At 60.0% G+C, this 14790-nt stretch carries 11 protein-coding genes; 5 read left to right on the top strand and 6 right to left on the bottom strand.

Features of this window, described 5'->3' with window-relative positions; genetic code table 11:
• Nucleotides 1-9: 9 nt before the first annotated feature.
• Nucleotides 10-1137 (top strand): DUF4350 domain-containing protein, encoded by a 1128-nt coding sequence (locus tag AC1RS8_RS13905; protein ID WP_489340644.1) that lies wholly within the window; start codon nt 10-12, stop codon nt 1135-1137.
• 172 nt (nt 1138-1309) lie between these two features.
• On the opposite strand, the gene AC1RS8_RS13900 is transcribed toward AC1RS8_RS13905, so the two are convergent.
• Nucleotides 1310-3820, bottom strand: a complete 2511-nt coding sequence (locus AC1RS8_RS13900; protein ID WP_489339144.1) for a putative bifunctional diguanylate cyclase/phosphodiesterase — start codon at nt 3818-3820, stop codon at nt 1310-1312.
• An 897-nt stretch (nt 3821-4717) separates the two neighbouring features.
• Here AC1RS8_RS13900 and AC1RS8_RS13895 point away from each other — a divergent pair.
• Nucleotides 4718-5719 carry an AAA family ATPase gene (locus AC1RS8_RS13895; protein ID WP_057713494.1) on the top strand — a complete coding sequence of 334 codons (1002 nt, stop codon included), beginning with the start codon at nt 4718-4720 and terminating at the stop codon, nt 5717-5719.
• On the top strand, nt 5716-7044 hold the full coding sequence (locus tag AC1RS8_RS13890) for a DUF58 domain-containing protein (protein ID WP_489339145.1): 1329 nt from the start codon (nt 5716-5718) through the stop codon (nt 7042-7044). Before AC1RS8_RS13895 ends, AC1RS8_RS13890 begins: the two co-directional genes overlap by 4 nt.
• A gap of 37 nt (nt 7045-7081) precedes the next feature.
• Here the strand turns inward: AC1RS8_RS13890 and AC1RS8_RS13885 are convergent, their stop codons facing one another.
• A complete protein-coding gene (locus tag AC1RS8_RS13885) occupies nt 7082-7441 on the bottom strand; it encodes a PilZ domain-containing protein (RefSeq protein WP_057713492.1) in 360 nt (119 codons plus the stop codon).
• Nucleotides 7442-7676: 235 nt separating this feature from the next.
• On the bottom strand, nt 7677-8060 hold the full coding sequence (locus tag AC1RS8_RS13880; protein WP_090457471.1) for a tetratricopeptide repeat protein: 384 nt from the start codon (nt 8058-8060) through the stop codon (nt 7677-7679).
• A gap of 208 nt (nt 8061-8268) precedes the next feature.
• On the opposite strand from AC1RS8_RS13880, the gene pyk reads away from it, so the two are divergent.
• A complete protein-coding gene (gene pyk, locus AC1RS8_RS13875; RefSeq protein ID WP_007978464.1) occupies nt 8269-9720 on the top strand; it encodes a pyruvate kinase in 1452 nt (483 codons plus the stop codon).
• Nucleotides 9721-9909: 189 nt separating this feature from the next.
• Here the strand turns inward: pyk and AC1RS8_RS13870 are convergent, their stop codons facing one another.
• Genes AC1RS8_RS13870 through AC1RS8_RS13860 form a run of 3 tightly spaced genes read right to left on the bottom strand, consistent with a single transcriptional unit; the run spans nt 9910 to nt 12723 of the window.
• The gene (locus tag AC1RS8_RS13870; protein ID WP_489339147.1) at nt 9910-10659 is read right to left on the bottom strand and encodes an enoyl-CoA hydratase-related protein; all 750 of its coding nucleotides are present in this window, start codon (nt 10657-10659) and stop codon (nt 9910-9912) included.
• Nucleotides 10660-10688: 29 nt separating this feature from the next.
• Entirely contained in the window at nt 10689-11624 is a 936-nt protein-coding gene (locus tag AC1RS8_RS13865; protein ID WP_489339148.1) for an iron-sulfur-binding ferredoxin reductase, read from the bottom strand.
• Nucleotides 11617-12723 carry a GGDEF domain-containing protein gene (locus AC1RS8_RS13860; protein ID WP_154909448.1) on the bottom strand — a complete coding sequence of 369 codons (1107 nt, stop codon included), beginning with the start codon at nt 12721-12723 and terminating at the stop codon, nt 11617-11619. The genes AC1RS8_RS13865 and AC1RS8_RS13860 overlap by 8 nt, the downstream gene beginning before the upstream one ends.
• A gap of 509 nt (nt 12724-13232) precedes the next feature.
• On the opposite strand from AC1RS8_RS13860, the gene AC1RS8_RS13855 reads away from it, so the two are divergent.
• A complete protein-coding gene (locus tag AC1RS8_RS13855; protein ID WP_057396275.1) occupies nt 13233-14756 on the top strand; it encodes a fumarate hydratase in 1524 nt (507 codons plus the stop codon).
• Nucleotides 14757-14790 lie beyond the last annotated feature (34 nt).

The raw sequence follows: 14790 nt of genomic DNA, 5'->3' as shown, positions 1-14790 counted from the left end.
GGTGCGTTGATGGCCGTGTTGCTGGCTGCGTTGAGTGTTTATCTGTACCTCAAGGCGACTCCCTACCAGACCGAAATCGATCACGGCCCCTCCCCCGAAGCCAATGCCAATCCTTATCTGGCGGCCGAGTTGTTCCTGCGCAAGCAAGGCCTGAAGGTCGGCCACGCCAACGGCCTCGATATCCTGCCCAGCCTCGACCCGCATCAACACAGCCTGCTGTTGCTCGGGGAACGCTACAACATGACCCCACGGCAGATCGACCAGGTGATGAACTGGACCCGGGCCGGCGGGCGGCTTCTGTTCGTCGCCGAGTCGCTGTGGGATGAAAAAATCGGCCATAGCAATGACCTGCTGCTCGACCGGGTGCAACTGCACCAGTCCTTGAGCAAAGACCTCAAGGACCCACCGCCGGATGTCGGTGACGATCCGTACCCGCAACTGACCAAGCTCTATCTGGAAGACGAAAACGCCCCGGCCTACGCCGGTTTCGATACCGCGTTCCATCTCGAAGACCCGAAAGACCTCGCCCTGGCCTGGGCCAACAGCGCCAGGGCCACGCACATGATGCAACTCAACCACGGGCTCGGTTCGATCATCGTGGTCACCGATGCCGACCTGTGGAAAACCCCGGCCATCGACCGGTACGACAACGCCTGGCTGCTCTGGTACCTGACCGCCGACACACGCGTGACGCTGATCTTCAACACCGATCACGACAGCCTGCTGACGTTGCTGCTGCGTTACTTCCCCCAGGCGCTGGTCGCGTTGTTCGCCTTGATCGGCCTGGGTTTCTGGCACTTTGGCGTGCGCCAGGGACCGCTGCTGGAAGCGGCTCCGAAAGCACGCCGGCAATTGCAGGAGCACCTGCGCGCCAGTGCCGACTTCCTGTTGCGCCGCAACGGTCAGGCCGGCCTGCTGCAAGCCTTGCAGCAAGACATCCTGCGGCGTGTACGGCGTCGTCACCCTGGTTTTGAACAGCTCGGTGTTACCGAACAATGGCTGGTGCTCGCGCGCCTGACCGGCCAACCCACGCGCGCCATCAGCCAGGCCATGAGCCCGCGGCCGAAACAACGGCTTTCCAGCGTTGAATTCAGCCGCCAGGTCGCCCACCTGCAAACCTTGAGGAACGCCTTATGATCTGGCACCTGACAAGTGTTGGATTCCCATTGGATTAGAAGACAGCCCCTTACGAGCTGTTCGAGGCTACCTCCGGCAGTTGCGGGTGCGAGCCACATTTGAGTCAACCTCTCATCGTCCGCATTGGGTTCAATCCATAGCCGAAAGTGGACTTTCCCAGGCACCTACGAAGTTATGGCGATTTAGTCTTGGTCCGTGGGAAATCAGTGCTCGCCATTAATCTTTCGTGAACATATTCCTCAAATTGTTCGGCTGGCAGTGGCGGGGAAAACAGGAAGCCCTGGTAGGTCTGGCAGCCATGCTTGACCAAAAAGATGCGCTGAGCTTCTGTCTCCACACCTTCTGCAATCACCGAAAGCCCCAATATCTGGCTCAGGCTCACAATCGCGCAGGCGATGGCGGCGTCGTTGGGATCAACCAGCACATCTCTGATGAAGGACTGATCGATCTTGAGTTGATCCAGCGGAAGGCTCTTCAGGTATGACAGTGACGAGTAGCCGGTTCCGAAATCATCCAGCGAAAGGCCTATGCCGATCTCTTTCAACTCGATCATTTTGGCGACAGTACCTTCCATATCCTCTATCAGCAGGCCTTCGGTCAGTTCCAGTTTCAATTTCTTCGGATCGGCCCCCGTGTATCTCAGTACTTGCAGTACCTCCTCGACGAAGTCCGGATGGTGAAACTGGCGGGCGCTGACATTCACAGCCATACCCAGTCGGGCGGTTTCCGAACGCTTTGCCCAGGCAACCAGCTGAGTGCAGGCTGCCTGCAGCGCCCAACGACCTAATGGCAGAATCAACCCCGTTTCCTCTGCCAATGGAATGAACTCGCCTGGAAACACGACTCCGCGCTCAGGATTCCGCCATCTCATCAGTGCCTCTGCGCCAATGATACGGCCCTCACTATTCACCTGCGGCTGGTAATGAAGAAGGAATTCGTTGTCCTGCAAGCCTTGGCGCAAGTCTACTTCCAGTCTGGCGCGTGCCGTGGCAACCGCCTGCATTTCCGGATCGAAGAAGCGCATGGTATTGCGGCCCGCCGCCTTGGCGCGATACATCGCCAGGTCAGCGCGCTTCAGAATATCGTCCGCTGTGCTCAGTTGCCCCTGGAACAGCGCAATGCCGAGGCTGGGGGTGCTGTGGTGCTCATATCCATCCAACTGGTAGGAAATGTTCAGAGAGTTGAGAATCTTTTCGCCAATAGCCTTGGCCTGGATAGCTGCTTCTGGAGGATTCTCATTAAGGCCATCCAGCAGGACGACGAATTCGTCTCCGCCCAGGCGAGCCACGGTGTCGCTCTCGCGTATGCAGCCGCAAAGGCGCAGAGCAACTTGCTGCAGCAACATGTCGCCTCTGTCATGCCCCAGCGTGTCGTTCAGTGCCTTGAAGTTATCCAGGTCAATGAGAATTATCCCGTTCGTATGCAGGCTACGGGCGCTGCCCGCCAGCAGATGCTGTAACCGGTCCAACATGAGCCGCCTGTTGGCCAGCCCGGTCAACTGATCGTAGAAGGCCAAACGCTGGACCTCTTGCTCAGCGGTCTTACGGTGGGTGATGTCAGTATTGATCGACAGAACGGATTGCGGCTGGCCATCATCGTCTCGCACCAAGGTTCGATGACTTTCGAGCGTGATGGTGCAGCCATCCCGGCGTCGAAGTGTAACTTCGTCCGCCCAGTCACCCGTTTCTATCAGGCTGTCAGTGGCCGCATTGAAAGCGGCGCTACCCTGGTAGATCAACTCCTGTGCCGATTTGCCGAGCGCCTCTTCCTTTGACAGACCGTAGAGACGCTCGGCACTTTTGTTCCAGTACAGGATGCGGTTATCCATCCCGTGAACGACAATGGCGTCCTGGGCCTTGTCCAGCAGCGATGCTTGCTGGCGGGCCTGCTTCTCGCTTTCGCGCAGCACTGCCAGATAACCTTCCCTTTCGGCTGCTTGCGACTCCATTTCGCGCCTGATCTTGCCCCCGTAGATAACGGCCGCACTGACCATCAGTAGCACGAACACCATGATCGCGTATTCGACCCGGCGCAGTTCTTCGACCGACTCAAGCTCCTCCTCCAGGAGCTTGCTTTGAATCAGGCCAACGCGATCCCGCACGGTACTGAGTGAGGCGAGCAACAGGGCAAACTTCCTGTCCATCGTTGCCATGCGTTTGCCGGCATTGTCCGACTGCCCCTCCCTGAAGTAGGAAAAGATCAGCAAGGCCTCGTTCACCATTTCGACCATCGCGGCATCAACTGCACCCACCTCATCCTTCAATGCAAGGGTAAAGGCCTGTATATCTGCACTGTGTTCAGCCTCATTGGCGATCCGTACTTCCAACTGTTTTTTGGCCATTGCCAAATGCTCGTTGAAGGCGCGCAAGGCTTCATTCATGTTCCGCGATTCGGCTTCAACATTATGTGTATCGAACACATTATTGCCCGGCGCATTGACTGTGGAAGCCAGGCTGCCCAGCGTTGAATAGCTCGACAGCTGTTGGACCCACGACTGGTTTGCCTTGATGGAGCGGTGATAGGTATCGACGATCAGGTGATTCAATAGCACGCTCAGCACAACAACCAGCACGTCGAATCCCGCAAGAAAAAAGTACATGCGGTGCCATTTGGTCGAGCGCGGCTTATTTGAACTGGTGGGTATGGCTTGCTTTGCGGCGGTTTTATTCCTGAAAAAATCCATTTCACAATCTCCAAACATAATCCTTCTAAATTGACCAATAGAAGCGGTATTCGGAAACCAATTGACCTTTTGTGCCGCCACCTGAACCTGAGAACACACCGCACGTAGCATTAGCCAAATTTTTTCTCTGTTCTGGATTCACGCTGGATTTCGTGAGCGAAGCTCCCGAGTGTCGTTGCGCATTTGCGCCCCTGAACTGGATGCTTCATGCAGAATAGTCGGGTTACACAGAGCACGTTGCGGGTCATTTCCGCGCAGCCTGCCGGACTGCCTGATCAGCTTCGACAGCAGACCAAGCATAGCCACTAATTTGCCATTATTCTGTTCGCCGACTGCTCCAGGTCGGTAGCAGCCCTTGATGGTCGGCAGCTTTCGGCTGTGGATTCAACCGGTCGATGCAACACAGCTAAATTCTGTGTAGGCAGAAGGAGTGTTGCAGGCTTGCTCTGCTGTGAAATTGTCACTGGCTGAACCCGTCCCTGCTATCTACGACATGCGCCGTTGCCGCCTGATACCGGTGCGGCAGATACGTTTCAAGCAGCTCCAGCCATGCTTTTCGCTCGCATCACCCTTGGTTCCGGGATGGCCGAATGACTGCCGCGACACGGCAAGGCTTTGCTGCACCTTATCGTGCAGACCTGACAGCAGCGTTTGATTCACTCATCGAACCAAATTCTCCCAAGCAAGGCAGGTAATGTCGGCAGTTGACCGTCATAGACTAACCTCCACCTCTGACGAACGCTCAAATGAAGGGTTGCCATGGGTTTGCAATGAGGCAGATTGGCAGTCACTCACTCGTTCCACGCGTAAAAAAATACGTGAAAAAAGTTAGATTAGATAAGTGACTGACTTATGGAAGATAAAACAAATATAACTGTTAACAAGGCTCCGGAAGTCGTGAGTCAACCGATCGAGCCCGACGCACCGAGCCATGCCGCTCAACAGCGTCAGCGTGCCAGCCATCTGGCCCAGGCCGTACGCAAAGAACTGCAAAAAGCGGTGATTGGCCAGGACAGCGTGATCGACGACGTCCTGACGGCACTGATCGCCGGCGGCCACGTGCTGCTCGAAGGCGTGCCGGGTTTGGGCAAGACCCTGTTGGTGCGCGCCCTCGCCCGCTGCTTCGGCGGCGAGTTCGCACGCATCCAGTTCACCCCGGACCTGATGCCCAGCGATGTCACCGGGCATGCCGTATATGACTTGCAGACCGAGCAATTCAAACTGCGCAAAGGGCCATTGTTCACCAACCTGCTACTGGCCGACGAGATCAACCGTGCCCCTGCGAAAACCCAGGCCGCGCTGCTCGAAGCCATGCAGGAACGGCAAGTCACCCTCGAAGGCCGTCCATTGCCGATTGCGCAACCGTTCATGGTGCTTGCCACGCAGAACCCGATCGAACAGGAAGGCACTTACCCCCTGCCGGAGGCTGAACTGGACCGCTTCATGCTCAAGGTCCGCATGGATTACCCCGACGCCGAGCAGGAGCTGGACATGGTGCGTCAGGTCAGCCGCTCGACCCGGGCCGACATGCTTGATGTCCAACCGATGCGCACGTTATTGCAGGCCAGGGATGTACTGGCCCTGCAACGCATCGCCAGCGACCTGGCACTGGACGACCAGGTGCTCGATTACGCCGTGCGCCTGGCCCGTTCCACCCGCAACTGGCCTGGTTTGATCCTCGGCGCCGGCCCACGCGCATCCATCGCGCTGGTGCGATGTGCCCGGGCCCGGGCGCTGCTGCGCGGCGGTGAGTTCGTGATTCCGGATGACATCAAAGGCTGCGCCCTGGCCGTGCTGCGCCATCGTGTGCGCATCGCGCCGGAGCTGGATATCGAGGGTCTGGATGTCGATCAGGTGCTCCAGCAGTTGCTCGACCAAGTGCCGGCGCCGCGCCTGTGAAACCCTCGCGCCTGGTGCTCGTCTGGCTGTTGATCCTGCTGGCCTGCACCATTGTGTCGGGCACTTTGGTGGCATTGGAGGTCTCGGTTCCGACGAATCTCATGGCGATCAACTGGGGGTTGCTCCTGGCGCTGCTGGCCCTGGCACTGCTGGATGCGGTGTGCGTGAAGCGCCTGCCGTCGCCCCGGCTGAAACGCCAGATACCCGGCAGCCTGGCGCTGGGTCGATGGAGCGAGGTGCAACTGACGGTCGAACACGACTTTGCGCAACCGCTGAAGGTACAAGTCTTCGACCATGTGCCACCGGGCCTGAGTTTCGAAAACCTGCCGCTGACGGTCGAGCTGCAACCCGGCCAGCACAGCCTGGCCGGTTATCGCCTGCGCCCGCTCAAGCGCGGCCACTTCAGCTTCGAACACTGCGAAATCAACCTGCCAAGCCCCTTGGGGCTCTGGTCGCAAAAACGCTTGCTCGACCTGCCCGACACCACCCGCGTCTACCCCGACTTCGCCCGTCTCTATGAAGGGCAATTACTGGCGGTGGACAACTGGCTCAGCCAGCTTGGCGTCCGCCAGAAACAACGGCGGGGCCTGGGCTTGGAATTCCATCAATTGCGCGAATTTCGCGAGGGCGACAGCCTGCGCCAGATCGACTGGAAAGCCACCGCACGCCAGCGCACGCCGATTGCCCGGGAATATCAGGACGAACGCGATCAGCAAATCATTTTCATGCTCGACTGCGGCCGGCACATGCGCAGCCAGGATGATGAGCTGTCGCACTTCGATCACGCCCTCAACGCCTGTTTGTTGCTCAGCTACGTCGCTCTACGTCAGGGCGACGCCGTGGGCCTGAGTACTTTTGCCAGCGAACAGCCGCGCTACCTCGCGCCGGTAAAAGGCACCAGCCATCTCAACACCCTGCTCAACACCGTCTATGACTTGAACAGCACCCAACGCAGCGCCGACTATCAAGCCGCGGCCACGCAACTGCTGGCACGGCAAAAACGCCGGGCACTGGTGGTGCTGGTGACCAACCTGCGCGAAGAGGACGACGATGAATTGCTTCCGGCCATCCACCGCCTGAGCCGGCAGCATCAGGTGCTGGTAGCGAGCCTGCACGAAGACGTGCTCGACACCCTGCGTCAGTCACCGGTGCAGACTTTGCCCGAAGCATTGGCCTATTGCGGGACCGTGGACTACCTGAATGCACGCGCCGAACTCCATGAGCGCTTGAACGCTCATGGCGTATTGGTGATGGATGCGCGGCCCGGTGAGTTGGGGGCAGAGTTGGTGACTCGGTACCTGGGCTGGAAGAGAACCGGACTCTGAGCCTGGGCAATCACTCACAGCCAGGTTCTCATTGATCTCAGGCCGAAGCCGGCAGCGGCAGAAAACTGAAATACTGCTTCAACGCCTCTACCAGTTGCCCATACTCCGGCGGTGCCCGTTGCAGGCTGAACCCGGCGTCGAAATGTTGGGGGGTCGCGTCTTCGTGGCACCACAGGCAACAGGCCTGCAGGTCGATGATTCGCAGACCACCTTCGCTGGCGGGAATTTTCAGGCGCAGGCTGAAGTCCGCGCCGATCATCATCGGCAGCTGGCTGATCAACATCAGCCCGTCTTCGGAGACATTGCCCAGGTAGCCGATGGGTTTGCCGGTGATGCCGTTGAACACTTTCAGGAAGTACGGCAGTTGATGCCGCTCGATTCGGCGGTCAGTGAACATGTGCAATTTCGCTATGCAAGGCTCTTAAGCAGAGCCGCACTACTGCTTCGGAACGGGTATGCATAAGTCTTTGCCCGCTCTCCCCGATTCCGGTGCGCCAGTCCTTGTAGCGCAGAGTCTTGCTTGTGCCGGTCACAGGTGTTGCCCCGGTTCATCAGAGACAACGCTCTAAAACCGGTTCCCTGGACTATAGCTCACCACCGCCGGGGAGCCAGCGATCAGAGGGTTACGGCCGTCAGAACTGCGTGGATTTTGCCGCGGCGGCACTGCGCAACGGGTAGTGACCCAGGCTTTGCAGGGTTTCCAGACGGGCTCGGGCGCGGTAGGCGTATTCGCTCTGTGGGTACGAGGCGATGATGAACTGGTACGTCTGCGCCGCATCGACAAACATCTTCTGCCGTTCCAGGCAAAGGCCGCGCATCATCGATGCTTCCGGCCACACATAAGGTCGCGCCCGGCTTTCGCGCTCGACCTTGGACAGTTCAAGCATGACTTGCTCGCAATTGCCCCGGTCATAGGCTTTGTAGGCATTGTTCAAATGATGGTTCATCGACCAACGGGTGCAGCCCGTGACGCTGAGGGCGCTGATGGCAAGGGCGGCAATGAGTACGCAACGCATGGGAAAATCTCCTGTCATGAACGCTGTATCGACCCATGGTCGGAAATCTTCAGGCTGCCGGATGCAAAGTTGCGCGGTTCTATAAAGAAGGCAATAACCAGGTTCTTCGAAAAAACCAAGCTCTTCACGAAAAGTAGTGCATACGAACAATGACTACACCTTCGGAGCATAGTAGCCTCACTCAGCGCTTGAACTCAGGAGTCTTTGCATGTCCGTCCGTCGTACCAAAATCGTCGCCACCCTTGGCCCGGCCAGTAACTCGCCGGAAGTTCTCGAACAGCTGATTCTGGCTGGCCTGGACGTCGCCCGCCTGAACTTCTCCCACGGCACCCCCGACGAGCACAAGGCTCGCGCGAAGCTGGTGCGTGACCTCGCTGCCAAGCACGGCCGCTTCGTCGCCCTGCTGGGTGACCTGCAAGGCCCGAAAATCCGTATCGCCAAATTCGCCAACAAGAAGATCGAACTGAAGATCGGTGATCAATTCACCTTCTCCACCAGCCATCCTCTGACCGAAGGCAACCAGCAAGTGGTCGGCATCGACTACCCGGACCTGGTCAAGGACTGCGGTGTGGGCGACGAGCTGCTGCTCGACGACGGTCGCGTGGTGATGCGCGTCGATACCGCCACCGCCACCGAGCTGAACTGCACAGTGACCATCGGCGGCCCGCTGTCCGACCACAAAGGCATCAACCGTCGCGGTGGCGGCCTGACCGCTCCGGCCCTGACTGAAAAAGACAAGGCCGACATCAAGCTCGCCGCGGAAATGGAAGTCGACTACCTCGCGGTATCCTTCCCGCGTGACGCCGCCGACATGGAGTACGCCCGTCAACTGCGCGACGAGGCCGGCGGCACTGCCTGGCTGGTGGCGAAGATCGAACGCGCCGAAGCCGTGGCCGACGACGAAACCCTCGACGGCCTGATCAAGGCGTCCGACGCGGTGATGGTTGCCCGTGGTGACCTGGGTGTGGAAATCGGCGATGCCGAGCTGGTGGGCATCCAGAAGAAAATCATTCTGCACGCACGCCGCCACAACAAGGCGGTGATCGTGGCGACCCAGATGATGGAGTCGATGATCCAGAACCCGATGCCGACCCGCGCCGAAGTGTCCGACGTAGCCAACGCCGTGCTCGACTACACCGATGCCGTGATGCTCTCGGCCGAAAGCGCCGCTGGCCTGTACCCGCTGGAAGCCGTTCAGGCCATGGCGCGTATCTGCGTCGGTGCCGAAAAGCACCCGACCAGCAAGACCTCCAGCCACCGCATCGGCAAGGAATTCCAGCGCTGCGACGAAAGCATCGCGCTGGCGACCATGTACACCGCCAACCACTTCCCGGGCGTGAAGGCGATCATCGCCTTGACCGAAAGTGGCTACACCCCGCTGATCATGTCGCGCATCCGCTCCTCGGTGCCGATCTACGCGTTCACCCCGCACCGCGAAGCCCAGGCTCGCGCGGCAATGTTCCGTGGCGTGTACACCATCCCGTTCGACCCGGCTTCGCTGGCGCCGAACGAAGTCAGCCAGAAGGCTATCGACGAGCTGGTCAAGCGCGGCGTGGTACAGAAAGGCGACTGGGTCATCCTGACCAAAGGCGACAGCTACCACACTACCGGTGGCACCAACGGCATGAAGATCCTGCACGTTGGCGATCCGATGGTCTGAGTGACCGGCTGCTGAAAAACAAAAGCCCCGCCATGTGAATGGCGGGGCTTTTTGCATTCTGATCCGATAGTTGTGTTGTTCAGGCTGGCCTCATCGCGAGCAAGCTCGCTCCCACAATGGTTTGGTGTACACAAATCTACTGTGGGAGCGAGCTTGCTCGCGATGGGGCCGGCCCAGTCAGCGAAAGATTCAATGCCGCTTGATGAACCCCGTCAACGCCGCCAACGCCTCCGGCGACCGCAGCCGCTGGGTAAACAACGCACCCTCCTCTTCAATCACCTTGCGCAACAGCTCCCGGTCCGGCGCTTTCATCAATTGCTTGCTGATACGCACTGCTTCCGGCGGCAGCGACTCGAATCGCAACGCCATCTCCCGCGCCCTGGCCAAGGTTTCTTCGCCACTGCCCAAGGCTTCGGACGCAATACCCCACGCGGCAGCCTGCTCCCCATTGAAACCTTCACCGAGCAGCAACAACTCCGCCGCCTTGGCCTGCCCGAGCAGACGCGGCAGGATCAGGCTGGAACCGAACTCCGGGCAAAGACCAAGGTTGACGAACGGCATGCGCAGGCGGGCGTCGCGGCTGACGTACACCAGGTCGCAATGCAGCAACATGGTCGTACCAATGCCCACCGCCGCTCCGGCCACGGCGGCGATCACCGGTTTGCGGCATTCGAGCAAGTTGAGCATGAAATGGAACACCGGACTGTCGAGGCTGTTCGGCGGTTGCTGGATGAAATCGGCGATGTCGTTGCCGGCGGTGAAGCATTCGGCAGAGCCGGTGATCAACACGGCGTTGATATTGGGGTCGCTGTCGGCCTGTTTCAGCGCCTCGGCCAAGTGGCTGTACATGGCGCGGGTCAGGGCGTTTTTCTTGTCCGGGCGATTCAGGCGCAGGGTCAACAGGCCGCGTTCGCGTTCAACTTGGATGGCATCGGTCATGGCAGGTCTCGCGTCTGAAAAGTCAGCGCTCAACCACGGGGCAGGAACACATCGGCCAGCAGTTGATTGCGCGGCAATCCCGCCAGGTACAGGCGCCGGGCAAAGGCGTCGACACTGTCGGGGCCTCCGCAGAGTAAGGCCAGGGTTTGCCGGGAAACAAGCCGCAGTTGCGCCAAAGCCGCTGGCAACTCGGCCGGGGTCCACAGTTCGACACTCAGGTTCGGACGGCTGGTTGCCATGGCGTGCAGGGGTTTGGCCAGGTAGTGCTCATCGGTATCATGGGCCAGGTGGATGACGCGGATGGTGCCTTGATGATCCTGGCGCAATGCTTCGCGCAAGACACCAAACAATGGCCCCAATCCGGTGCCGGCCGCCATCAACCACAACGGCCGGGCGTGCCAGTCAGGGTCATAATGCAAGGCACCGCCGCGCAGTTCACCGAGACGGATCGGATCGCCGATGCGCATTTGCCTGGCGGCATCGCTGAATTCCCCGGGCGTGCGGCAATCGAGATGAAACTCCAGAAAACGGTCTTCCTGCGGCAGGCTGGCGAGGGAATACGGCCGCGCCACGCTGCCCGCCCACAACACCAGGTGCTGCCCGGCGCTATAACGCAACGGTCGCTGGGGGATTACCCGCAAGCGCAGCACCGTGGTAGTCAGCCAATCGACCGCCGCGACTTCGGCCGGATGACCATCGGTTTGCGGGTCGAAGGCGTGCACCTGCAAGTCCTCGACCACCTGGCACTGGCACGCCAGCCGCCAGCCTTGTTCACGCTGCTGTGCACTCAAGGCATCGGGGCGGCTGTCGTTCGGCAGTCCCCGCACACACTGCACCAGGCACGCATGACAACTGCCGGCGCGGCAACTGTAAGGCACTGGCACACCGTTCTGATTCAGTGCATCGAGCAGATTGCTGCCCGCCGCCACCGACCAATGGTGCTCGCCGACCCGCAGCTCAGGCATCGACGTTCTCCCACGCTGCCGCGCATCGGTTGCGGCCGTCACGCTTGGCGCGATAGAGCGCCTGATCGGCCTGCTGCAACGCATCATCGAGGTCGTCACCCAATTCCAGCAGGGTCATGCCGGCGGACAGGCTGAGGTTGCGCACATTCAGACCAATCAGCTCGACATCGGTGAACGCTATGCGCAGCCGTTCGCAGCACGAAGTCAGACTGTCGGCATCGCAATCGGGCAGCAGCACCACGAATTCTTCGCCACCGTAGCGAGCCAGTACGTCACCGTCACGCAGGCACGCGCTGGCAACGCCGGCAAAGGCTTGCAGCACCTGATCGCCGGCAGCATGACCGTGCAGGTCGTTGATGCGTTTGAAATGGTCGAGGTCGATCAGTGCCAGGCCATGCACGACACCGGCGTCCATGGCGTTCAGCTCGCGTGACGCCAGGCGCAGGAAATGCCGACGATTGAACAGGCCCGTGAGCTCGTCGGTGGCCACCAGGTCTTCGAGCTGGCGCATCATCCCGCGCAACGTGTCCTGGTGCGCCTGCAAGGCAAAACGCCGCTGGCGCATGCGTTGTCGCGAGGCCTGGACATAGCGGGCATACAGCACCAGCCACACCAGCACGATGAACAGCACACAGACCTGCAACACCGCCATGGCCGGGTCAGGCAGCTGGAAGTGGTAGCCCTCCCACAGCGTGATCGCACTGAAACTCAAAAACACCAGCAGCGCGCATCGTACTAAAGACCGGCGAGACAGATGGAACAGGCCGAACAGCAGGATCAGCACGTAAAACACCAGAAACGCGCCCCGGGCTTCGTCCAGATGGGCAATTAGCCAGGTTTGCCAACCCAGCCCCAGCAACACTTGTGCCTCGGTCAGGCTGGGGTCGGTGAAGCGCAGGTTGCAGCCGCTGTAGAACACCGCGAACAGGATGGCCTGACTGATCACTACCAGTGCGCTGCCGATGGCGACACTGGAAAGCGGCGCGTTGTAGTGACCGGTAAAAAACGCCAGCCACAGCAACAGTAATGCCAGGGCATAGGTGCCGGCCGCGAGGGCGAAACGTTTGAGCAACAGGCGCTGGATGGCGTTTTGGGTCAATCGTTGATTCACCAAATGAAAGGAGACTGACAGAGCGTCCTACTCTACAGACCGTATGTCACTTTAGTGGCGTGGCCGATAAATGACCATTCAATTTTCGGGATCGACGGTCGAGCCTTGCGCGACCCTGTGGCGAGGGGGGCTTGTCGGACCGCCGCATCGCCCCGTTGGACTGCGGAGCAGTCCCGGTAACAGACAGGTCGTTGTGTCAGGCGGATTGTTTTCACCGGTATTGCGGCTGCTTCGCAACCGAACAGGGGCAAGCCCCCTCGCCACAAAAGCCACGCACTCCTCTTGCAGCTTCAAACTTGCCGCTTGCAGCTGCTTCTATGCGACCAACGATTGACTGCCGGCGCGTGTGCCTGTCCGCGAGGCGCGGTATACTGCCGCGCCTTTTTAGCGTCGCGCCAGCTTGCCCGGCGTGCCTTGAAAGGTGCTTGCAACCGACCGATGCACCCAAGCTGCAAGCACCTTATTGAATGTTCCCGTCTTTTAGAGGAGCGCGACTCATGACCGTGATCAAGCAAGACGACCTGATTCAGAGCGTTGCCGACGCCCTGCAGTTCATTTCCTACTACCACCCCGTGGATTTCATCCAGGCGATGCACGAGGCCTACCTGCGCGAAGAATCGCCAGCGGCCCGCGACTCGATGGCACAGATCCTGATCAACTCGCGCATGTGCGCCACCGGCCACCGCCCGATCTGCCAGGACACCGGTATCGTCACCGTGTTCGTGCGTGTCGGCATGGACGTGCGCTGGGATGGCGCCACCATGGGCCTGGACGACATGATCAACGAAGGCGTACGTCGCGCCTACAACCTGCCGGAAAACGTCCTGCGTGCTTCGATCCTCGCCGACCCGGCGGGCGCTCGCAAGAACACCAAGGACAACACCCCGGCGGTCATCCACTACTCCATCGTTCCGGGTAACACCGTGGAAGTGGACGTGGCAGCCAAGGGCGGCGGCTCCGAGAACAAGTCGAAGATGGCCATGCTCAACCCGTCCGACTCGATCGTCGACTGGGTGCTCAAGACAGTTCCGGAAATGGGCGCCGGCTGGTGCCCACCGGGCATGCTCGGCATCGGCATCGGCGGCACCGCCGAGAAAGCTGCCGTCATGGCCAAGGAAGTGTTGATGGAATCCATCGACATTCACGAGCTGAAGGCCCGTGGCCCACAGAACCGCATTGAAGAAATGCGCCTGGAGCTGTTCGAGAAGGTCAACCAACTGGGCATCGGCGCCCAGGGCCTGGGTGGCCTGACCACCGTGCTCGACGTGAAGATCATGGACTACCCGACTCACGCCGCTTCGCTGCCGGTGTGCATGATCCCGAACTGCGCCGCCACCCGTCACGCACACTTTGTGCTCGACGGTTCCGGCCCTGCTTCGCTGGAAGCGCCACCGCTGGACGCCTACCCGGAAATCGTCTGGGAAGCAGGTCCGTCGGCCCGTCGTGTCAACCTCGACACCCTGACCCCGGAAGAAGTGCAGAGCTGGAAGCCGGGCGAAACCGTTCTGCTCAACGGCAAGATGCTCACCGGCCGCGACGCTGCGCACAAGCGCATGGTCGAGATGCTGAACAAGGGAGAAACCCTGCCGGTGGACCTCAAGGGTCGCTTCATCTACTACGTCGGCCCGGTCGATCCGGTCGGTGACGAAGTGGTTGGCCCGGCCGGTCCTACCACCGCCACGCGGATGGACAAGTTCACCCGTCAGATCCTCGAGCAAACCGGCCTGCTGGGCATGATCGGCAAATCCGAGCGCGGCCCGACCGCAATCGACGCGATCAAGGACCACAAGGCTGTCTACCTGATGGCAGTCGGCGGCGCGGCTTACCTTGTAGCGCAAGCGATCAAGAAGTCCCGCGTGGTGGCTTTCGCCGAACTGGGCATGGAAGCGATCTACGAGTTCGACGTGAAAGACATGCCTGTGACTGTTGCCGTCGACAGCAAAGGTGAGTCGGTACACATCACCGGTCCTGCCATCTGGCAGAAAAAGATCAGTGAAAGCCTGGCGGTAGAAGTGCAGTAAGCGCTTGGACTGCTCCAGAAAAGGCGACAGGGTT

Source organism: Pseudomonas sp. GW821-FHT12A04, assembly GCF_058807755.1.
The sequence above is the reverse complement of the archived record's forward strand: the minus strand, read 5'-3'. Positions and strand labels throughout refer to the sequence as shown.